This window comes from Shewanella sp. 8A, assembly GCF_023475945.1.
Classification (GTDB): Bacteria; Pseudomonadota; Gammaproteobacteria; order Enterobacterales; family Shewanellaceae; genus Shewanella; species Shewanella xiamenensis.
Map to the genome: position 1 here is coordinate 15,200 of NZ_JAMDJP010000041.1, position 21,444 is coordinate 36,643.

General features: G+C 48.7%; 18 protein-coding genes. 17 read left to right on the plus strand and 1 reads right to left on the minus strand.

What is annotated here, in order from left to right:
* Positions 1-14: 14 nt before the first annotated feature.
* The 11 genes from gspD to M0413_RS20520 all read left to right on the plus strand — a co-directional run bounded on the left by gspD (position 15) and on the right by M0413_RS20520 (position 10,589).
* Complete coding sequence (gene gspD / locus M0413_RS20470) at positions 15-2,129, plus strand: type II secretion system secretin GspD (RefSeq protein WP_037416417.1); 2,115 nt, start codon at positions 15-17, stop codon at positions 2,127-2,129.
* Positions 2,126-3,691 carry a type II secretion system ATPase GspE gene (gene gspE, locus M0413_RS20475; protein ID WP_099457139.1) on the plus strand — a complete coding sequence of 522 codons (1,566 nt, stop codon included), beginning with the start codon at positions 2,126-2,128 and terminating at the stop codon, positions 3,689-3,691. The genes gspD and gspE overlap by 4 nt, the downstream gene beginning before the upstream one ends.
* Positions 3,692-3,694: 3 nt before the next feature.
* Positions 3,695-4,918 carry a type II secretion system inner membrane protein GspF gene (gene gspF / locus M0413_RS20480; RefSeq protein ID WP_037416423.1) on the plus strand — a complete coding sequence of 408 codons (1,224 nt, stop codon included), beginning with the start codon at positions 3,695-3,697 and terminating at the stop codon, positions 4,916-4,918.
* A gap of 74 nt (positions 4,919-4,992) precedes the next feature.
* Complete coding sequence (gspG, locus tag M0413_RS20485; protein ID WP_011715426.1) at positions 4,993-5,427, plus strand: type II secretion system major pseudopilin GspG; 435 nt, start codon at positions 4,993-4,995, stop codon at positions 5,425-5,427.
* A 1-nt stretch (position 5,428) separates the two neighbouring features.
* Positions 5,429-6,001: a type II secretion system minor pseudopilin GspH gene (gene gspH / locus M0413_RS20490; protein WP_081990910.1), complete on the plus strand. Its 573-nt coding sequence runs from the start codon at positions 5,429-5,431 to the stop codon at positions 5,999-6,001.
* Positions 5,988-6,356, plus strand: a complete 369-nt coding sequence (gspI, locus tag M0413_RS20495; RefSeq protein WP_037416429.1) for a type II secretion system minor pseudopilin GspI — start codon at positions 5,988-5,990, stop codon at positions 6,354-6,356. Before gspH ends, gspI begins: the two co-directional genes overlap by 14 nt.
* The gene (gene gspJ, locus M0413_RS20500) at positions 6,337-7,104 is read left to right on the plus strand and encodes a type II secretion system minor pseudopilin GspJ (protein WP_037416432.1); all 768 of its coding nucleotides are present in this window, start codon (positions 6,337-6,339) and stop codon (positions 7,102-7,104) included. Before gspI ends, gspJ begins: the two co-directional genes overlap by 20 nt.
* On the plus strand, positions 7,101-8,099 hold the full coding sequence (gene gspK, locus M0413_RS20505) for a type II secretion system minor pseudopilin GspK (RefSeq protein ID WP_144346548.1): 999 nt from the start codon (positions 7,101-7,103) through the stop codon (positions 8,097-8,099). Before gspJ ends, gspK begins: the two co-directional genes overlap by 4 nt.
* A gap of 48 nt (positions 8,100-8,147) precedes the next feature.
* Complete coding sequence (gene gspL / locus M0413_RS20510) at positions 8,148-9,335, plus strand: type II secretion system protein GspL (RefSeq protein WP_037416436.1); 1,188 nt, start codon at positions 8,148-8,150, stop codon at positions 9,333-9,335.
* Position 9,336: 1 nt separating this feature from the next.
* Positions 9,337-9,813: a type II secretion system protein M gene (locus tag M0413_RS20515; protein ID WP_037416438.1), complete on the plus strand. Its 477-nt coding sequence runs from the start codon at positions 9,337-9,339 to the stop codon at positions 9,811-9,813.
* Between the two features lie 14 nt (positions 9,814-9,827).
* Positions 9,828-10,589 carry a type II secretion system protein N gene (locus M0413_RS20520; RefSeq protein ID WP_249555468.1) on the plus strand — a complete coding sequence of 254 codons (762 nt, stop codon included), beginning with the start codon at positions 9,828-9,830 and terminating at the stop codon, positions 10,587-10,589.
* A 70-nt stretch (positions 10,590-10,659) separates the two neighbouring features.
* Here M0413_RS20520 and yrfG read toward each other — a convergent pair whose 3' ends face one another.
* Positions 10,660-11,322, minus strand: coding sequence for a GMP/IMP nucleotidase (gene yrfG / locus M0413_RS20525; protein ID WP_249555470.1), 663 nt, complete (start codon positions 11,320-11,322; stop codon positions 10,660-10,662).
* A 120-nt stretch (positions 11,323-11,442) separates the two neighbouring features.
* Between yrfG and M0413_RS20530 the strand changes: the two genes are divergently transcribed.
* From M0413_RS20530 to M0413_RS20555, 6 genes are all read left to right on the plus strand, one after another.
* Positions 11,443-12,042, plus strand: a complete 600-nt coding sequence (locus M0413_RS20530) for an aspartyl/asparaginyl beta-hydroxylase domain-containing protein (protein WP_037416448.1) — start codon at positions 11,443-11,445, stop codon at positions 12,040-12,042.
* Complete coding sequence (locus tag M0413_RS20535) at positions 12,020-14,029, plus strand: phytanoyl-CoA dioxygenase family protein (RefSeq protein ID WP_249555472.1); 2,010 nt, start codon at positions 12,020-12,022, stop codon at positions 14,027-14,029. The genes M0413_RS20530 and M0413_RS20535 overlap by 23 nt, the downstream gene beginning before the upstream one ends.
* A complete protein-coding gene (locus tag M0413_RS20540; protein WP_249555474.1) occupies positions 14,029-15,195 on the plus strand; it encodes a hypothetical protein in 1,167 nt (388 codons plus the stop codon). Before M0413_RS20535 ends, M0413_RS20540 begins: the two co-directional genes overlap by 1 nt.
* Positions 15,182-15,670 (plus strand): GNAT family N-acetyltransferase, encoded by a 489-nt coding sequence (locus M0413_RS20545; protein ID WP_249555476.1) that lies wholly within the window; start codon positions 15,182-15,184, stop codon positions 15,668-15,670. Before M0413_RS20540 ends, M0413_RS20545 begins: the two co-directional genes overlap by 14 nt.
* Positions 15,671-15,903: 233 nt before the next feature.
* Complete coding sequence (locus tag M0413_RS20550) at positions 15,904-16,503, plus strand: phage tail protein (RefSeq protein ID WP_144346541.1); 600 nt, start codon at positions 15,904-15,906, stop codon at positions 16,501-16,503.
* 96 nt (positions 16,504-16,599) lie between these two features.
* The coding region (locus tag M0413_RS20555; protein ID WP_249555478.1) for a putative Ig domain-containing protein at positions 16,600-21,444 on the plus strand (4,845 nt) is incomplete at its 3' end.

The following is a 21,444-nucleotide window of genomic DNA, read 5'->3' on the forward strand; positions in this document are numbered from 1 at the left end:
GGGAAAGTAAAATAATGAATAACAAACGGATTCGACGCAAACTGATTGCTGGAGTTGTGGCGGGCGCCACTATGCTGACCTCGCAATTTGTTTGGTCTGAACAATATGCGGCCAACTTTAAAGGCACTGATATTCAAGAGTTTATCAATATTGTTGGTAAAAACTTGAACAAAACCATCATTGTTGACCCGACGATTCGCGGCAAGATCAACGTTCGCAGCTATGATCTGCTCAATGATGAGCAGTATTACCAGTTCTTCCTCAACGTGCTGCAAGTATACGGTTATGCCATCGTCGAGATGGAAAATAACGTTATCAAAGTGATCAAAGACAAAGATGCGAAAACCGCGGCGATTCGTGTTGCTAATGACAACGATCCTGGCTTAGGCGATGAAATGGTTACCCGCATCGTGGCGTTGTATAACACCGAAGCTAAGCAATTAGCACCATTATTACGTCAGTTAAACGATAACGCTGGTGGTGGTAACGTAGTGAACTACGATCCATCAAACGTGCTGATGCTCTCTGGCCGCGCTGCGGTGGTTAATAAGTTAGTTGAAATCATTCGCCGTGTAGATAAACAGGGTGATACCTCTGTTCAAGTCGTGCCACTTGAATATGCTTCTGCTGGCGAAATGGTGCGAATTATCGATACCCTGTACCGCGCGACAGCTAACCAAGCGCAGCTTCCCGGACAAGCGCCTAAGGTTGTTGCCGACGAGCGGATTAACGCTGTTGTGGTCAGTGGTGATGAAAAGAGTCGTCAACGGGTGGTGGAGCTGATCCACCGTCTCGATGCCGAGCAAGCCAGCACGGGCAATACGAAAGTACGTTATTTACGGTATGCCAAGGCCGAAGACTTAGTTGAAGTGCTAACTGGTTTTGCCCAAAAGTTGGAAGGTGAAAAAGATCCTAGCGCTCAGGCAGCGGGTGGTGGCAAACGTCGTAATGAAATCAATATTATGGCCCACACAGATACTAACGCATTAGTGATCAGCGCTGAGCCAGATCAAATGCGCACTATTGAAAGCGTGATCAACCAACTCGATATTCGCCGCGCCCAAGTATTAGTAGAAGCCATTATCGTGGAAGTTGCCGAAGGCGATAACGTCGGCTTTGGGGTGCAATGGGCCGCGAAAGCGGGTGGTGGCACTCAGTTCAATAACTTAGGCCCAACTATCGGTGAGATTGGCGCGGGTGTATGGCAGGCGCAGGATAAAGAAGGAACCTATATCACTAACCCAAGCACGGGCGAGGTGATTGGCCAGAACCCAAAAACTAAGGGTGATGTGACCTTGTTGGCGCAGGCCTTAGGTAAAGTGAATGGTATGGCATGGGGTGTAGCCATGGGCGACTTTGGCGCCCTAGTACAAGCTGTGTCGGCCGATACCAACTCAAACGTACTGGCAACACCTTCTATTACTACCTTAGATAACCAAGAAGCATCTTTCATCGTCGGTGATGAAGTGCCTATTCTTACCGGTTCTACCGCCAGCTCAAACAACAGCAACCCATTCCAAACCGTTGAGCGTAAAGAGGTTGGGGTGAAGTTAAAAGTGGTGCCGCAGATCAACGAAGGTAACGCGGTTAAGCTTGCGATTGAGCAAGAAGTCTCCGGCGTAAACGGTAACACGGGTGTGGATATTTCCTTCGCGACTCGCCGTTTAACCACTACTGTTATGGCTGATTCAGGCCAAATCGTGGTACTCGGTGGTTTGATTAACGAAGAAGTCCAAGAAAGCGTCCAGAAAGTGCCATTCCTCGGCGATATTCCAGTACTTGGCCATCTATTCAAATCTTCTTCCAGTAAGAAGACCAAGAAGAACCTGATGATCTTTATCAAACCCACCATTATCCGTGATGGTGTGACGATGGAAGGTATCGCAGGTCGTAAATACAACTATTTCAGAGCATTGCAGCTTGAACAGCAGGAGCGTGGTGTCAATCTAATGCCTGAGACTAAAGTGCCGGTATTAGATGAGTGGAACCAGTCTGAGTATGTGCCGCCAGAAGTGAACGATATTTTAGATCGTTATAAAGAAGGCAAAGGGCTAGAGACTCAAATGCGTAAAACTGACCCGACTCTCAAGTCGCTGGATGAAAACAAAAACAAAGATAAAACACAATGAGTGAAATACAAGTATCCCAAGTCGAGGATTTAAGCTTAGTTTCCAATGAACTAGGTATTGAAGCCGAAGGTGATGAGGTATTTCGCTCCAGCAGCAAAGAGCGTTTACCCTTTGCCTTTGCCCACCGCCATGAGGTGATTTTAGCCTATGGCGATGATGGCGCCTTGAACCTGTTTTATACCGCCAAAACCCCGTTAGCGGCGATGCTTGAAGCGCGTCGCTACTCGGGCGTGGATTTACCTTTGGTACAGCTCGAGCCGAGTAAGTTTGAGGTCAAACTGACTCAGGCCTATCAAGCCAATTCCTCCGAAGCGCAGCAGCTGATGGAAGACATTGGCAATGAAATGGATTTATTTACTCTTGCAGAAGAGTTGCCACAAACCGAAGATTTGCTCGAAGGCGATGATGATGCGCCGATCATTAAGCTCATTAACGCCCTGTTATCAGAAGCGATTAAAGAAGAAGCCTCGGATATCCATATCGAAACCTACGAGAAGCAGCTAGTCGTGCGTTTCCGTATCGACGGTGTGCTGAAGGAAGTGCTTAAGCCGAATCGTAAGCTGTCATCCTTGTTGGTGTCGCGGATTAAGGTGATGGCGCGCCTCGATATCGCCGAGAAACGTGTACCACAAGACGGCCGTATTTCGCTGCGGATTGCGGGCCGCGCGGTGGACGTGCGGGTATCGACCATGCCATCGAGCCACGGTGAGCGTGTGGTGCTGCGTTTGCTGGATAAGAATGCCGGTAATCTGGATTTAAAACAGCTGGGTATGACGGACAGCATCCGAGCCAAGTTCGATGAGCTTATTCGTCGTCCCCACGGCATTATCTTGGTAACGGGTCCTACGGGTTCGGGTAAGAGTACCACGCTGTATGCTGGACTTACTGAGATTAACTCTAAAGATACCAATATCTTAACCGTTGAAGACCCCATCGAATACGAATTAGAAGGCATAGGCCAAACTCAAGTTAACACTAAGGCGGACATGACCTTTGCCCGTGGTCTACGGGCGATTCTGCGTCAAGACCCCGATGTAGTAATGATCGGGGAAATCCGTGACCTTGAAACCGCTCAAATTGCGGTGCAGGCATCCTTGACGGGTCACTTAGTGATTTCGACTCTCCACACCAACACCGCTTCGGGCGCGATTACCCGTTTGCAGGATATGGGTGTTGAGCCTTTCTTAGTCTCATCAAGTTTGCTCGGGGTATTGGCTCAGCGCTTGATCCGTACCCTCTGTCCAAAATGTAAGACAGAGCATGTGCCCGATGAGCGTGAACGTGAGCTGCTTGGTATTACTGCCGATGATCATCGCCATATTTATCGTGCCAACGGCTGTAAGGCCTGTGGTAACAGTGGCTACCGTGGTCGTACGGGCATTCACGAACTATTGTTGGTCGATGATAATGTGCGTGAGCTTATTCACGGTGGGCGTGGCGAACTGGCGATTGAGAAATATATCCGCCAGTCGGTACCAAGCATTCGCCACGATGGCATGAGCAAGGTGCTCTCAGGTATCACCACTCTGGAAGAAGTCCTAAGGGTGACCCGCGAGGAGTAAGCTATGCCTGCATTTGAATATAAGGCGCTGGACGCCAAGGGGAAGCAGCTTAAGGGCGTGATCGAAGCGGATACCGCCAGACACGCACGTAGCCAATTGCGCGATCAACGCTTGATGCCGCTGGATATTCTGCCGGTCACTGAAAAAGAAGCCAAGGCGAAAGGTGCGGGATTTTCGCCCTTTAAGCGCGGGATTTCAGTGGCGGAATTAGCGCTGATCACCCGTCAAATCGCGACACTGGTGGCGGCGGGCTTACCGATCGAGGAATGTCTTAAGGCGGTAGGCCAGCAATGTGAGAAGGCGCGGCTTGCCAGTATGATCATGGCGGTGCGCTCCCGGGTCGTTGAGGGTTATAGTCTGGCCGATTCCTTGGCTGAATTTCCGCATATTTTCGATGACTTATACCGCGCTATGGTGGCCTCGGGGGAAAAATCCGGCCACTTGGAAGTGGTGCTAAATCGCTTAGCCGATTACACCGAACGTCGCCAGCAGCTTAAATCTAAACTGCAACAGGCGATGATTTATCCCATCATGCTGACGATTGTCGCTATTGGGGTGGTATCAGTGTTACTTGCGGCTGTGGTACCAAAGGTCGTTGGCCAGTTTGAGCATATGGGCGCCGAGTTACCGGCGACGACCCGTTTCTTAATTGCCGCCTCGGATTTTGTCCAACACTATGGTCTGTTTGTTGTTTTAGCGATTGGTATTCTGTTGGTAGTGTTCCAGCGTCTACTCAAATCACCGATTTTCAAGATGAAATACCATACGTTTTTGCTGAAAATGCCAGTGATTGGCCGAGTGAGTAAAGGGCTCAATACTGCGCGTTTTGCGCGTACCTTGAGTATTTTATCCGCCAGTTCGGTGCCTTTGTTGGACGGGATGCGCATTGCCAGCGAGGTATTGCAAAATATGCGGGTACGGGCGGCGGTGGATGATGCAACGGCGCGCGTACGGGAAGGAACTAGCCTCAGTACCGCGTTGACTAACACTAAGCTATTCCCGGCGATGATGTTATATATGATCGCCTCGGGGGAGAAGAGTGGTCAGCTCGAAGACATGCTTGAGCGTGCTGCGGATAACCAAGATCGCGAGTTTGAGAGTAATGTGACGCTCGCCCTCGGCGTATTCGAACCCATGTTAGTGGTGAGTATGGCGGGGGTTGTACTCTTTATCGTAATGGCCATTCTGCAACCGATATTGGCGCTGAACAATTTGATTAGTGGCTAGTTTTTGACATTATGGAATATTGCCTTTCAGTCATAGGGCTGAGAATGGCACAGGTTTTTTAGGAGATGTAATCGATGCAAATGAATAAAAAGCACAAGGGTTTTACCTTACTTGAAGTGATGGTGGTGATCGTTATCCTCGGTATTTTGGCGTCAATGGTGGTGCCAAATCTGATGGGCAACAAAGATAAAGCCGACCAACAAAAAGCGGTATCTGACATAGTCGCGCTCGAAAACGCCTTAGATATGTACAAGTTAGATAACGGTGTTTATCCAACGACTGAGCAAGGTTTAGAAGCCTTAGTGCAAAAACCAACGATTTCACCTGAGCCTCGTAACTACCGCGAAGAAGGTTATGTAAAGCGTTTACCACAGGACCCATGGCGTAATAACTACTTACTGTTAAGCCCTGGCGAAAACAGCAAGTTAGATATCTTTAGTGCAGGCCCAGACGGTCAACCAGGTACCGAAGATGATATCGGTAACTGGAACTTACAGAACTTCCAATAAGATGTTAACGCTGCGCCACGCTGGCTTCACCTTGATGGAGGTGATGCTGGTGATTTTGCTAATGGGACTCACCGCCGCGGCGGTGACCATGTCTATTGGCAATTCGGGGCCACAACAGGCGCTGGAAAAAACCGCGCAGCAATTTATAGCCGCTACAGAGTTAGTGCTGGATGAAACCGTATTAAGCGGCCAATTTATCGGTATTGTGGTGGAAAAAACCAGTTATCAGTTTGTTTTTTATAAAGATGGTAAATGGAATCCATTGGAAAAGGACAGAATTCTGTCTGAAAAACAAATGGAACCTGGTGTGGTGATTAATTTGGTGCTCGATGGTTTACCGCTCGCACAAGAGGACGAACAAGATGACTCTTGGTTTAAAGAACCTTTAATCGAGCCCTCTGCGGAAGATAAGAAAAAGCACCCTGAACCACAGATTTTGCTATTTCCCAGCGGCGAAATGAGCGCCTTTGAGTTGAGTTTTATTACCAAGACAGATAAAGGCCCCCTCGACGTATTGGTGGTGGGCGATGCCCTTGGCCGTTTAACCCTAGGGCGCCCTGATGAAATACGCTAAGGGCATGACGTTACTCGAAGTGATCGTCGCCTTGGCGGTGTTTGCGATTGCCGCCGTTTCAATCACCAAAAGCTTGGGTGAGCAAATGGCGAATATGCCGATTTTGGAGTCGCGCACCCTTGCTCAGTGGGTAGCCGACAATCAAATGGTCGATGCCAGACTCGAGCCTCAATTTCCGGAAATCGGCAAAAAAGAGGGCCAAGTAGAACTGGCGGGTAAGGATTGGTACTGGCGAAAAGAAGTGGTGAAAACCACCGATGATAATTTTCGCATGATCCGTATTAGTGTCAGTGAAGATGAGCGTTATCAGCGTATTGCAGCACAAGTGAGCAGTTATGTCCTTAAAACAAACTAATGCTCATCGGGGGTTTACCCTGCTGGAAATGCTGATCGCGATTGCGATTTTTGCCATGTTGGGGTTAGCGGCCAATGCGGTACTCAGCACAGTTCTGACCAATGATGAAGTGACAAAGAATTTCTCAACCCGTTTAAAAGCGTTGCAACAGGGCTTTGGGGCGATTGAGCGCGACTTGGGACAGATGGTTGCTCGCACACCCAGACTCCTCGAAGGTGGCCGCGGAACAACGGTATTTCAGACGGGGAATGACCTTTTAGATTCGGAATCCGAGGCTTTAGTCTTTTACCGCTTGGGCTGGCTCAATCCAGATGGCTTATTGCCCCGTGGCAGTTTGCAGTCGGTCGCCTATGTCGTACGAGAAGGAAAATTAGAACGTTGGTATTTTCCTTACCCTGAGCCGGAATTTGGTGCCGAGCCAATCAAGACGGTGATTATCGATAAGGTACTCTCGGTCGAGTATTCCTTCTTTATGGAGGATAAGTGGGAGCGCAAGGTTGAGGCGACTAAGTTACCCAAAGCCATTGCAATCGAAATTGAGATTGAAGGTCTAGGTAAGATTCAGCGTAAGTTTATGCTGCCTCTGGGCGCGGCGGCGCCAGAAAAGTCTAGTGATGAAGACAACAAAGACGAAAACACCGAAGACAATAAAGAAGACAACGGTGACAAAGATAATAACGGCGATGGTTCCGGTAACGGGGAAGAAGATCCCGGCACCGGTGAGCCAGAAAATGAGGATGGCGCATGATAAGGCGAACTCCTACTAAACAGCGTGGTGTCGCGCTGATCGTCGTATTACTGATCGTGGCCATGGTGGTGATTATTGCCACCAATATTACCAGTCGTAATCAGTTGTCGATGCGCCGCACCTTAAACTTAGCTCAGTACGATCAGGCCTATTGGTATGCGATTTCCGCCGAAGAGCTGGCGAAGAAGATCCTCAAGCAGGACTTAGACGATTCAGAGGGGCGTGTCCATAAGCAACAATATTGGGCCATGAGCGATGTGGTATTTCCGGCAGAATATGGCGAGATTGCAGGCAAGATCACCGATATGCGTTCGTGTTTTAACTTAAATGCCTTGTCCGTCACCACAAAAGATGTGGAAAACGGTCAACCTAAATTGCCCTTGGCGGCTAGGCAATACAAGGCGTTATTAGTGAGTTTAGGTATGGATGATTTTACCGCAGATCATCTCACTCAAACCCTAAAGGATTATATCGACGAAGACACGATCGCCAGCCCCTATGGCGCTGAAGATGCCGAGTATGAAGCACGCCATGTGCCATACCGTGCCGCTAACACTCTGATGAATCATCGGAGTGAGCTGCGGGCAGTGATGGGATACACACAGGATATTTATTTGAAATTATTGCCTTATATTTGTGTTATCCCGGGGAATGACAGGCAATTGTTGAATGTGAATACCATTGATGTCGAACAAGCAGCGCTGTTGGCGGCCATGCTCGATAATCAGATTTCCGTCGGTGAGGCGGAAAGCATTATTAACCAGCGCCCTGGCGATGGTTTTGCCAAGATTGATGATTTTTACGAATCCTCCTCAATGGGGTCGATTAAATGGGAAGATGCGATGAAGTCGACTTTTGTGATTGACAGTCAATATTTCCTCCTTGCCTCGGGCGCAAAGGTCGACAACGCCATTTTTAGGATGGAGAGTGTGCTCAAAAAGGGCAGCGGTAACAAAATGGATGTGCTCACCCGTCAGTTTGGTGGACAAAAATAATAGCAAACAAGCTCAATCCCTTAAGGTTGAAGCTGGTGGAGAAAAACTGTGAGTGAACGGCTATTTATTCGCTTAGGCAGAACCGCAGAGCAGGCATGCTCTTGGCTGGTTTGGTCCGAACAAGAACAAGAAATTATCGCCTCAGGCGAACTGGCCAACGCCCAAGGTTTATCAACCTTAACTGAGCGCGCGGGCAATCGCCCCATTGATGTGTTGGTGCCAGCTTCCGCCATGACGCTCACCAGCGTGAATCTGCCCGAAAAAGGCCAACGCCAAGCCTTAAAGGCCCTGCCTTTTATGTTGGAAGAATCCATCGCCGAGGATGTGGATGCGATGCACTTTACCGTTGGTCCACGCAATGGCGATGCCCTCAGCGTGGTGGCCGTTGCCCATGAGCAAATGCAAACTTGGCTCAGCTGTTTGGCCGAAGCGGGCTTAAAAGTGAAGCGTATTGTGCCTGATTGCTTGGCCTTGCCATTGCAGGAATGCCAATGGGCAGCCATGCGTTTCGGTAACGAGTTATTATTGCGTACAGGATTAGGAACGGGCCATAGCCTGCCTTTATCTTGGTTGCCAGTGGCAATGAAGCAACTGACGGCTCAGACAGACGAGGTGTCGGTCGCCAGTTACACCGAGATGGAGTTGGACGGTGTTGAGCTTAAGCCACAGCCACTCGACTTACCTATGTTGGTGCTGGCGCGCGGCATTTTACATGCGCCGATTAACTTACTGACGGGTGTCTATACGCCTAAGCGCGAATACAGTAAGCATCTGTTGCAATGGAAAAATGCGGCAATTGTATTAGCCATTGCTATTGTGTTGTCTCTGGTAAATAAAGGCTTAACCATTCATCAGGTAAATGGCCAAATCGCCGATTTGAAGGCGCAAAGTGAAGCCATTTATCAACAAGTGATACCAGGCAATTCACGCATCGTGAATTTACGCTCGCAGATGGAGAGCCAATTGCGCGCACTCCAAGGCCAAGGCAGTGGTGCAGAGTTTTTTGCTATGCTGGCGGGGTTACAAGACGCCTTTAAACAAGTACCTGAGCTAAAACCCAATAGCTTACGATTTGAAAGTGCCCGTAATGAAATCCGCATGCAAGTCACTGCTAAAAATTACGCGCAAATTGAGAAGTTTAAAGAGATTGTCGGCCGTCGTTTCCAAATGGATGGTGGCACGATGAATAGCGGTGAAGATCAGGTCACCAGCACCTTAACCTTGAGGAGCAAATAAGATGGATAATTTGCGGACTTGGTGGCAAGGGCTTGCGTCGCGCGAGCAGCAGATCGTAGGTTTTGGCGCCGTATTTTTAGTGATCGGTCTATTTTACTGGGGGATTTGGACGCCAATCGCCAATGCTGAGGCCAATGCACTGCGCAACTTAACGGCACAGCAGCAAACCTTGACCTATGTAAAGCAGACGGCGAATAAAATCGCTGGCTTAAAACAAAGCGGCGCTAAGCCGACGATGAGCGGCAGTTTAAGTTCAGTCGTTAACCAAACAGCGGGCAGTTATGGCTTAGTGATCACTCGTATGCAGCCCCAGGGCGATAAAATCCAAGTGTGGATGGATGATGTGCCATTCGACGCGTTACTCAGTTATTTGAATGATTTAGTGCAGCAAAAGGGCTTATCCCTTGAGAGTGTTGATTTGGCGGAGGCTGACGCGCCTGGCTATGTCAAAGTAAGACGGATCCAACTAGCGCAATAGGTTAAGGTGTAGCTGTGAGTCTGATAAAAAAGATTATTATTGGTGTACTAATTTATATCGTGTTTTTAGTGGCGTTGTTTCCTGCCGGTGTGGCCGTGCGCCTCGCACCACTTCCAGCGAATGTGGGAATTTCTGGAGTGAGTGGCAGTATTTGGGCGGGTAGCATTGAAACTTTGAATATTCAGCAGCGCCAATTGGAGCAAGTGCGTTGGGAACTCAGCCCTTGGTCTTTGTTTTTAGGCAAAGTGAAGTTGGATTTTCAAGTAGGTAGCCGAGCAACACCCGTAAGTGCTAAAGGGTTAATCACTTGGTCAATGGCTGGCATTAGTGCGCAGGGATTACGCTTTGAAGCGCCCGATAGCTTCTTAATTGGTAATACTAAGCTGCCCTTTAGAACCGAAATTAATGGTGAAGTCAGCCTGCTGGTTGAAACCCTAGAACAAGGTAAACCTTGGTGCGAACAATTATCGGGTAAATTATTCTTAAACCAAACCAATGTGAAAAACCAATTTGGCGATTATCCACTGGGTAATATCGAGTTGGGCCTTAGCTGTGTTGAGGGGAAAGCTCAGCTCGCTACCGACGAAAGCAAAAACCAGTTGGGAATTATCGGTACCTTACAGTTAGACGAGGGGAATATGGTCAAGGTTGCCGCTAAGATCAAAGAGACCAACGAACAGCCGGAAGATATGCGTAAATCTCTTAATATCCTCGGCAAGCGTGGAGATGACGGTTACTTCCCTATTGTTTATCAGGGGCGTATTCCTGGGCTTTAATCTAGCCAGTAATGTAACCTAATGCATGATTTGATAAAGGCACCTTGGGTGCCTTTTCTATTTCGAGGGGTTAACTCGCGAGATCGTTAAGCAACAAACGATAGTCGCTAATGGCCGGAAAATCATTGAAGGTTTTGGCTGGTTTTTGGCTATCGGGATTGCTGATCCCGAGCTGATGCCCCACGCCCGCTAAGCGCGCTGCATTTAAAATGGGTTCACTATCATCGATAAACAGGCAGCGCTCTGGCACGAGGGCGAATTTTTCAAATAGCGTTTGCCAAAATTGTGGGTGTTCCTTGGGATAACCCGTTTCATGGCTTGAGATCATCGCATCTAAACCACTCCCCAGTTCAGTATGCTCCAGCTTAAGAGCAAGACTCTTAGGGTGGGCATTGGTGACTAAGATGCGTTTTTTGCCCGCGGCGGCGAGGGCATCGAGAAAAGGCATACTGTCTTGGCGCAGCTGAATACGGTCAACTAAGTTACGGTGAAGCCCCATAATGTCGAGCTGCAGCTCGGACTGCCAATAATCGAGGCAATACCAATCTAACGTGCCTGCGACTCTGCCGTAGGCTTCTTCCACCAGTTGTTGTGCCTGGCTCTGGCTTAATCCCCGCTGCTTGCTCAGCTCCTGTGGCACCAGACTCAACCAAAAATGGTTATCAAAGTGCAGGTCGAGCAGGGTGCCATCCATATCGAGCAGTACAGTATCAATCTTCTTCCAGTCAAACATGGGATATCCTGTGTGGTTAACTCAGCTCAGCGTGAGGTTTACAGTAGCCTATCTTGCCAGCATGACACTTTGTGCTAGGCTTGATTAATTCGTTTTTGTCTAAAAATGAGACACTTGGATATGGATATCTGCTCATTCGCCTTACTCACCCAAGCTCCGAATATCACTAGTTTACAGCAAGAACTCACGACTTTGTTGCAGCATGAGTGGTTGCCACACATTAACCAACGTGATTATCACGCGGGCTCTCAGGGCGGTTGGGATGTGTTGGCTCTTCGCTGCGCCGAGGAATATCGAGTCGCGCACCCCATTTTACAAGCCTTTTCCATTAGTGCCGCGACAGATTGGGATAATTTGCCTTCACTGGAATCGAGCCCCGCGCTGCTGCGGTTTATTCAATCCCTTGCTTGCCCAGTTAAATCGGTGCGCTTAATGCGCTTACACGCTGGTGCTGAAATCAAGCCCCATAGGGATCAAGGATTATCACTTGAACAGGGTGAGGCTAGATTACATTTGCCCCTACAAACCCATGATCAGCTTTATTTTTATGTGGATGAGAAACGTGTACCTATGCGGGCCGGAGAGCTTTGGTATATCAATGCTGACCAAACCCATTGGGTCGCGAATAAAGGCGTGGATGCCAGAATTAATTTGGTGATCGATTGTGAAGTCAACTCGTGGTTAAAGGAGCTTATCCATGATGCCAAGATCAAAGCCTAATGCAGGGCAGCGCGAGGCGTTTCTAAGATTAAAGCTGTTTGCTCAGGCGCTGTTGCAATCCCATTCAGCGGGGGAGGCAAAGCGGCTTATCGATCCTATGTTGGCACAGTTATGCCAATTGACTGGGTTGGAGTTGCACCCGGCGTTGTTTCTCGATACGGAGGCGAGTATTACGGCTTTTGGCAAGGCGGTATCACCGACAACTGCGGCGCAATGTGCAGAAGATCCCGAACGTAGCAGAGTGCTTATTCAGGGAATTTATCAAGCGATACAGGACAAACTTAAAGCTAACTCGAACCATCCTGTGCACATACTCTATGCCGGAACCGGGCCTTTTGCTTGGTTAATCTTAGCTTTATTACCGCTATTTACGGCGAAGCAAGTGCGAGTAACCTTACTCGACATTCATCGAGCGTCATTGGAGAGTGTTGAAAAGCTGCTGGCATATTTCGATGTAGCGGATCGTGTCGATGCGATTATTTGTGCTGACGCTACGCTTTGGCGGCCAGCATCAACACAAACCTTTGATCTGATAATTTCTGAAACCATGAAACACCTGCTGCAACAGGAACCGCAGGTACAGATTTTTAGCCATCTACAGCATTTTTTAGCAGAGGATGGATGTTTAATCCCTGAGTCGATTGAGTTGGATGCATGGCTCGAGCTAAAAGAGCGGCCACCCATTTACTTGGGCCCTTTATTCTGTCTCGATTTAGCTCATGCCCGCTTGCTCGCTCAAGGTGACAGAAGTGGGCTAGTGGGGAGCTTATTGTTACCCGATTATGAACCCCAACCCATAAGCCTAAAACTGACGACAAAAATCAGGGTTTATGGCGAACATCAATTACTTGAAAACCAATCACAATTAACCCTCTCCCAATATAAAAAATCCTTGTGGCTTAAACCTCTTAGCAGAGTGGACTTCCGTTACGAGCTGGGAGCATATCCCGATTTTATCTTCCAATATCAGCAGCATAAATTGGCGCTTGTTGGCAGTGAGGATTTGAGTTGTTTGGGCATTTATCACTTGCAGCGACTATGGCAAAAAATTCAGTTGCAAAAGCGTGGACAAACCAATGAGGTGGCAGAGGGAGAATGGAGCCTAGATAAAGCGCTGCTGGATCTGTGCGGTATTGGATTAGAACCTGGGATCAAGGCGCTCTATCAATTTGATAAACAAACTGATTTTATCGCCTTCGTTCAAAGGCAAACTAAGCTGACTACGGCGGATATTGTTGGTATTAATCAGCGATTGCGTGCCTTATCCCAAGCTGAGCCAGAAAGCGGCAATACCGAGTTAGTTTATGGTAACGCTTTACCTCAAGTGCTTACCGATGCCCAACTCGCCTTTTGGCAACGGGAGGGCTATTTAGTCATCCCGCAAGTGTTGTCACAAGCCCAATGCGCGGCGAGTCGAGCCGTGATTTGGCAACAGCTTGGTGCGAATGAAAATGATCCATCAACTTGGTATAAGTCCCATGAGTTGATGCAGAAAATCATGCTGCAGTTATTTCGTCATCCCACCCTCGATGCCAATCGGCAAACACCTCTTATCCGCCAAGCCTTTGAACAATTATGGCAGCGTACCGATTTAGTGATGACGACTGACAGAGTGAGTTTTAATCCTCCTGAAACGCCCACTTGGCAGTTTCCTGGCCCAAATATGCATTGGGATATGCCACTGCAACTACCCGTGCAATTTGGAACGCAAGGATTGATTTATCTTACGGATACCCCTGCCGAACAGGGGGCATTTTGCTGTGTTCCAGAGTTTCACCTCAAAATAGAAACTTGGCTACAGGAACAAAACAAGACTGACATTGAGTTGCAGCAACAGCGTTGGGAGGAATGGCCCATTAAACCCATTGCCGCAAACGCAGGGGATTTAATCATTTGGCACCACGCCTTGCCCCATGGACCGACGCCCAATCGAGGCGTGTTACCCCGCATGGTGCAGTACATTAACTTCTATCCAACGGCCAGCTAATGACTGATTTTGATGAACAACAGCAACGCTATTGGCAACTGTTGCATCAACCGCAAATGCTGATTTTGCTGCATCAAGCTAACGATGTTGAGCATTTTATTGCTTTGATGGCAGACTTCCTCAATTGGCCCGAGCTAAATTTAGAGCAGATGCTGGCATTTATTGCCTTACAGCAACAAGGTTTCATTCCGGATTTAGCACGCTTCAGCCAAGTTTGGTTTCCTTCTCGTTATCATGCTCAAACCAAAACAATAAGTTGGGTTCCTGTCTTTCAGCGGTTGTCAAAACCTTTCTTGGAGGACGATATCTGCGATGCTCGTCGTGGTTTACTGGCCAGTTTTATCCAACCTCAAACCTTGATCGAACCCTTATTATCCCAACGCGAAAGTTTGCCCGCGATTAATCCTAATTTGATGCTTTTCCATTGGTCTCGTTGTGGCTCAACACTGGTTTCTAGCAGTTTTTCCCTACTCAAAACTTGCCGAGTGTTATCCGAATCTATGCTCTGCAGCGATGTGATGCACCATGATGCTTGGCCTTCGACCTTAACACCGCTGCTGGTGGATTTATGTTTAAGGCTACAAGGGCGCTTGAGGTCTGATGAGCGTGAGCTAGTGATCAAGTGGAATGCGTGGGATTTAGCTTGTTGGCCCATGTTGCTAGAACTCTATCCTAATAGTCGGGTGCTATGTCTGATGCGTCATCCCAGAGATATTTTGGCTTCGCATCAACGAGAGGCTGGGATGCATATGGCGGGGCGAGTGAAGGCTGTATTTCTCCATGCATTGCCGCTTAGTGAAAACACACATGGTGAGCCTAGTGTAGATGCATTTCGAATGGGCGTGTTACATGGTTTTGCCCAGCAAACTGCTGCACTTTATCAATCAAGTCGTTGCATCTTAATGGATTATCAACAATTAAATGCGCTTAAACCCAGCGCACTTTCGGCCATTTTAGAATGGCCGTTAGCCGTAGAAGATATTGAGCATTGGCAAGGCCACTGGCGCTTTGATGTAAAGCGACAAGGGCAATTGTTTGTACCCATGGTACCCGCCCAATCTACCCCATTAAATGAATCACAAACTCTCTCATGGCAGCTGTTATTGAATGCTTATGAGCAACTGTTGCAACCTTTAGTTCGAGATAAAAACCATGATGCTAGCTGAGTTTAATTCATTCAAAGGCTTGAGTATTAAGCCTGCCAATGCAAGCGATAACCTATTTATGGCAGAACTTTTTTATTCAACTAAAACCTTCTTCTATGAGCTTGGTTTACCCCTTGATGTCGTACAGAACATGTTGGAGCAACAATATCGGCTGCAACAAGTCTCCTATCGGGAGCAATATCCACATGCCATTACCTATATATTGTTTTATCAGCAACAAGCGGTCGGCAAACTGATGCTCGATACCAATGAGCATAGGGTTCATCTTGTTGATTTTATTGTTGCGCCAAGTATGCGAGGTCGCGGTTTAGGCTCTGCGGTATTAGAGGCGGTCAAGCTTGAGGCGAGGCAACGTCAGTTGCCTGTTCATTTATCAGTAGAGAGTGAAAATACTCAGGCTAAATCACTTTATTTACGGCATGGATTTCAGTTTCAAAGCCGTTCCGAAACCTTTGAGTCAATGCTGTGGCCTTAAACCTTGGCTGATAATTTACACAAAATTATTTCTGCTTAATTGTGTTTGCCGATTTTTCAGATATGTTTAGTTGTAGCTAAATTGTTTTTATTATGTTTCACAATAGGCCATCGATTGTGTGATGTGAATGATGTTGTCATCAGCAAAAGGACTCGCTGTCGATTAATTGTCGTGAGTAATTAAGTCATTGCAAGACGTTACATAGACAAAATCGTTATTTAAGGAGAAATACAATGTCAGATCCATTTATCGGTCAAATCTCTATGTTTGCCGGCAACTTTGCTCCCCGTGGCTGGGCACTTTGTAATGGGCAGTTACTGTCTATCTCGCAAAACTCTGCACTTTTTGCAATTCTGGGTACTACCTATGGTGGCAATGGCCAAACGACCTTTGCGCTGCCTAATTTACAAGGGCGTGTGCCTGTGCACGCAGGCCAAAGCCCTGGTACAAGCCAATATACTTTGGGTGAGGTAAGTGGAACCGAGAATGTAACATTGACGATCAGTGAATTGCCGACTCATAGTCATGGTGTTGCATTGAGTGGAACTGGAAATGTCAGTGTTGCGCTTGGGGCATCTTCAGCTAACGGTAATGCACCAGCACCGGGACCAACGACAGTACCTGCCAAGGTATCCAGCGGATTAAATGCGCTCAACGCATATAGCACTACTGCACCTAATACCACGCTTTTGCCAGTGAATACCACCACGACCGTTAATGTGACTGGTAATACGGGTGTAGTCGGTAACAACCAGCCCGTTCCTATTTTACAACCTTATGTAGTGGTTAATTTTATTATCGCAACTGAAGGGATTTTCCCTTCGCGTAATTAAATTTACATGAACTAGATAGGGGAATCTGTAAGAGAAATAGTGCGTAAGTAGTACGCACTATTTGCATTTAGGGCAAGTTATTTATGGGGAATTATCATGCATCAACCTGCTTATAAAGCGATACATGCCGTTAAGAATCTTATTGTTAGATTCTGGCATTCTTATTGGACAATACTTATTGTAGGCAGTTTGTTTGCGATGACTTCCCTTGGTGCTAATGCACAAAACCGATCCTATGATTTTACAGCTAATGATACCGTTACACTGACTAATGCGGCTTCTGCGCTATCGAACCGGACGACATTTACACTGGAGTTCTGGGCGCAATTTACCAATGTCAGTGGCATTATCAATTTAGTGGATATCACCGGTGGTAACGATGCCGGTGGTCTCATATTGAACGCAGGCAAACTGACTGTCGATTTGGCCTGTGATTTTGGTTGCTTGACGGAAAGTAATGCACTGTCCTTAAGTGCGGGGACCTGGTATCACATTGCAGTAGTATTTGATAACGGGACTTGGGATTTTTATGTCGATGGAGTAGCACAGGGTATCAATGTTCTTGATCAAGGGGCTATCAATGTTGTCCCTGATTATGCTGGATCGTCGGTGACCAACCTGCTGTTTGGTATGCAAAACCACCCATCTGTCGATGATTTTGTAGGTAGCATTGATGACATACGTTTATGGAGTAGTGCACGCACCCAAACGCAAATTCAAAACAATCGTAGTATGGAGTTGGTGGGGAATGAAACCGGTTTATTGGGTTACTGGAAGTTAAATGAAACCAGTGGTACTACCGTAAATGACAGTCAAACCAATAGCAGCTCGCTCACTGGTACCAGCAGCGGCATTGGCTTTAATCCTGTGGGCGCTTTTTCTACCGATACTCTTGCTCCGACGGTAAGTTCTATTTCCGCCAGTACCACAAACGGTACCTACAAAGTAGGCGATGTTATTAGTGTTCAGGTGAATTTTGATGAAACGGTGTTGGTCACTGGCACACCTCAACTCACACTTGAAACAGGCACTACTGATCGCACTATTGACTACACCAGCGGCAGTAATTCTAGTAGCTTGACGTTCAACTACACGGTTCAATCTGGTGATATCTCGGCCGATTTGGATTATGTGGCGACCAATTCTTTAGCGCTAAACAGTGGCACTATCCGCGATGCAGCCAGCAACAATGCCATTCTAACCTTGCCAAGCCCTGGGACTGCCAATTCTTTGGGCGCAAATAAGAATATTGTTATTGATGGCATAGGGCCCACTATATCTTCTGTGACAGCCAGTACAGCCAATGGCACTTACAAATTGGGCGATAGCATCAGTATCCAAGTTAACTTTAGCGAAGTGGTGAATGTCACTGGTACGCCACAACTGACTCTGGAAACTGGCACAACGGATCGCACCATTAATTATGCGAATGGTAGTGGCTCCAGCAGCTTGACCTTCAGCTACACCGTTCAGGCGGGCGACAATAGCAGCGATTTGGACTACGTATCAACCAGTGCACTGGCGTTAAACAGTGGCACCATTCGTGACGCCGCTAGCAACAACGCAACGCTGACATTGGCAACACCTGGTGCTGCCAATTCGTTGGGTGCTAATAAAGCGTTGGTAGTCGATGGTGTAACACCTTCGGTTACCAGTACGGCACCATCGGGTGGCGCAGTATCGACTGATACCAGCGTCGATTTCACGGTCAATTTTAGTGAGTCCGTCAGCAATATTTCTACCGATGACTTTGCGCTTGGTACTACCGGTGGCGCGACCGGCACTGTCGCCAGTGTCTCCGCGACCTCTGGCTCAAGTGTGACGGTGACCGTCAGTGGTATCACCGGCAACGGTACTATCAAGCTGAACCTGAATGGCGCAACGAATATCAGCGATGCTGCTGGCAACGTAGGTCCAGCCGCCTATACGAGTGGTTCCGCCCATACTGTGGCCATTCCGACAGTGCCTGATGCGCCAACCATAGGCACTGCAACCGCAGGTGATGGCCAGGTATCAGTTGCTTTCAGCACTCCCGGCAATAACGGTGGTTCTGCTATCACTGGTTATACCGTGACCTCTAACCCCGGAGGTTTTACAAATACGGGTGCCAGTTCACCGATTCTCATCACCGGTCTCACCAACGGCACTGCCTATACCTTTACTGTGACGGCGACCAACGGGATAGGTACAGGCACTGCCTCGGCCGCATCCAACTCGGCAACCCCAAAAGCCGACCAGACAATTACCTTTGTCCAGCCGAGCAACTATAACTTTGGTACCACACCGAACTTGTCTGCAACTTCAGACTCCGGTCTCACAGTCACCTTCTCGTCGTCTACCACTGGTGTATGTACGGTGAGTGGCGTTGCTTTGACCTTTGTAAGTGCAGGTACCTGTACGATTGATGCCGATCAGGCTGGTAATAGCGCAACCAATGCGGCGACTACAGTAACCCAAAGCTTTACGGTGAATGCGGTAGTTCCTGATGCGCCAACCATCGGTACGGCAACCGCAGGTGATGCCGAGGCAACGGTAACATTTACTGCACCTGCCAGTACCGGTGGTGCATCGATTCTTGCTGGTGGTTACACCGTCACTGCTAGTCCAGGTGGTGCAACAGGTACTGGCTCCGGTTCGCCGGTTACAGTGACCGGCTTGACCAATGGTGTTTCCTACACCTTCACGGTGACAGCGACTAACTCGGCGGGCACGGGGGCGGCTTCGGCGGCATCGAATTCCATTACCCCGGCATCACCACAAACCATCACCTTTAACAACCCTGGAGCACAGACCTTTGGGACTACACCAACGCTGACAGCCAGTTCGTCTGCAGGCGGTGGTTATGTTGTCACTTTTACCTCATCCACCCCTGGTGTCTGTACGGTGAGCGGCACTACGCTAACATTCGTGACCGCTGGCACCTGTACTATCAATGCCAATCAGGCGGGTGATGCTGCTTATTTAGCTGCATCACAGGTCAGTCGGTCATTTGTTGTGAACCCCATAGTGCCAACGGCACCGACCAGTGTGGTGGCAACGGCGGGTGATACCCAAGCGAGTGTGGCGTTTGTGCCTCCTGCTAATAGTGGAGGCTCCAATGTTCTTGGCTATGTTGTATCGGTGACACCAAATGACGTTTTACCTGTCAGTGGCGCAAGCTCACCGATTGTTGTGAGTGGTCTAACTAATGGGGTGACCTATACCTTTACGGTGGAAGCTGAGAATGCCGTGGGTTTCAGCCCTGCCTCCAGCGCATCTAACCCAATTACGCCCAAAGCGATCCAAACGCTTACCTTCCTCAATCCGGGTGATCAGAACTTTGGGACATCGCCCACACTTACCGCAACGACCGACGCAACGGGTGGGTTGATCCCAACCTTTACCTCATCAACACCCGCTGTCTGTACGATTACTTCCGGTGGTGTTTTGACCTTTGTAGCCACAGGCATGTGTACGATTAACGCTGATCAGGCGGGCAATGCGAGTTATTTGGCGGCGCCCCAAGTGAGTCGTTCATTCAGTGTCAATGCCGTTGTGCCAAGCGCGCCAACAATCGGCACTGCCACTGCGGGGAATGCTCAAGCAACGGTGAGTTTTAGTGCTCCGGCATTCACTGGTGGTGATACCATTACGGGCTATTCCTTAGTATCGACTCCAGGCGGTATTACGGCATCGGGTACTTCTTCACCCATCACGATAATGGGATTAACCAATGGGACTTCCTATTCATTTACGGTTGCAGCTATAAACTCAGCCGGAACCGGTAGCGCCTCCACGGCGAGTAACGCAGTGAAGCCTAATGGTGCTCCCGTTATCAGTTCAACGGCGTTAACCAGTGCTACCCAAGATGCAGCCTATAGCTACACCTTGGTGGCGATCGACAGCGATGTCGGCGACAGTGTCACCTTAAGCGCCGTGACACTGCCAAGCTGGCTGAGCTTTAATGCCGCGACGGGCGTGTTAAGTGGCACCCCAACTAACGCTAATGTCGGCAATCATGCCGTGGTGCTTCGCGCCACCGATGTCGATGGCTTAACCGCAGAGCAAAGCTTCAGCATTGTGGTGGCAAACGTCAATGATGCACCGACCATCAGTTCAACGGCGTTAACCAGCGCCACCCAAGATGCGGCCTATAGCTACACCTTGGTAGCAACGGATAGCGATGTGGGCGACAGTCTCACCTTAAGCGCAGTGACACTGCCAAGCTGGCTGAGCTTTAATGCCGCGACAGGCGTGCTGAGTGGCACCCCAGCTAACGCTAATGTCGGCAGTCATGCGGTGGTGCTTCGCGCCACCGATGTCGATGGTTTAACCGCAGAGCAGAGCTTCAGCATTGCAGTGGCAAACGTCAACGACGCACCGACCATCAGTTCAACGGCGTTAACCAGTGCTACCCAAGATGCAGCCTATAGCTACACCTTAGTGGCGAGCGACACTGATGTGGGCGACAACTTAACCTTAAGCGCCATAACACTGCCAAGTTGGCTGAACTTTAATACGGCGACTGGCGTGTTAAGCGGTACCCCAACTAATGCTAACGTCGGCAGTCATGCCGTGGTGCTTCGCGCTACCGATGTCGATGGCTTAACCGCAGAGCAAAGCTTCAGCATTGTGGTGGCAAACGTTAATGATGCACCGACTATCAGTTCAACGGCCATCACTACAGCCACTCAAGATGCGGCGTACAGCTACAGCTTTGCGGCGAGTGATACTGATGTGGGCGATGTACTAACATTGAGCGCGGTGACCAAACCAAGTTGGCTGAACTTTAATGCGGCGACTGGCGTGTTAAGCGGTACCCCAACTAACGCCAATGTCGGCAGCCATGCGGTGGTGCTACGCGCCACCGATGTGGATGGCTTAACCGCAGAGCAAAGCTTCAGCATTGTGGTGGCAAACGTCAACGACGCACCGACCATCAGTTCAACGGCGTTAACCAGT

Bases quoted from the DNA above. Each gene is read 5' to 3' on its own strand.
- gspD (WP_037416417.1), top strand. From the start codon at position 15: ATGAATAACAAACGGATTCGACGCAAACTGATTGCTGGAGTTGTGGCG.
- gspE (WP_099457139.1), top strand. From the start codon at position 2,126: ATGAGTGAAATACAAGTATCCCAAGTCGAGGATTTAAGCTTAGTTTCC.
- gspF (WP_037416423.1), top strand. From the start codon at position 3,695: ATGCCTGCATTTGAATATAAGGCGCTGGACGCCAAGGGGAAGCAGCTT.
- gspG (WP_011715426.1), top strand. From the start codon at position 4,993: ATGCAAATGAATAAAAAGCACAAGGGTTTTACCTTACTTGAAGTGATG.
- gspH (WP_081990910.1), top strand. From the start codon at position 5,429: ATGTTAACGCTGCGCCACGCTGGCTTCACCTTGATGGAGGTGATGCTG.
- gspI (WP_037416429.1), top strand. From the start codon at position 5,988: ATGAAATACGCTAAGGGCATGACGTTACTCGAAGTGATCGTCGCCTTG.
- gspJ (WP_037416432.1), top strand. From the start codon at position 6,337: ATGTCCTTAAAACAAACTAATGCTCATCGGGGGTTTACCCTGCTGGAA.
- gspK (WP_144346548.1), top strand. From the start codon at position 7,101: ATGATAAGGCGAACTCCTACTAAACAGCGTGGTGTCGCGCTGATCGTC.
- M0413_RS20515 (WP_037416438.1), top strand. From the start codon at position 9,337: ATGGATAATTTGCGGACTTGGTGGCAAGGGCTTGCGTCGCGCGAGCAG.
- yrfG (WP_249555470.1), bottom strand. From the start codon at position 11,322: ATGTTTGACTGGAAGAAGATTGATACTGTACTGCTCGATATGGATGGC.
- M0413_RS20530 (WP_037416448.1), top strand. From the start codon at position 11,443: ATGGATATCTGCTCATTCGCCTTACTCACCCAAGCTCCGAATATCACT.
- M0413_RS20535 (WP_249555472.1), top strand. From the start codon at position 12,020: ATGATGCCAAGATCAAAGCCTAATGCAGGGCAGCGCGAGGCGTTTCTA.
- M0413_RS20540 (WP_249555474.1), top strand. From the start codon at position 14,029: ATGACTGATTTTGATGAACAACAGCAACGCTATTGGCAACTGTTGCAT.
- M0413_RS20545 (WP_249555476.1), top strand. From the start codon at position 15,182: ATGATGCTAGCTGAGTTTAATTCATTCAAAGGCTTGAGTATTAAGCCT.
- M0413_RS20550 (WP_144346541.1), top strand. From the start codon at position 15,904: ATGTCAGATCCATTTATCGGTCAAATCTCTATGTTTGCCGGCAACTTT.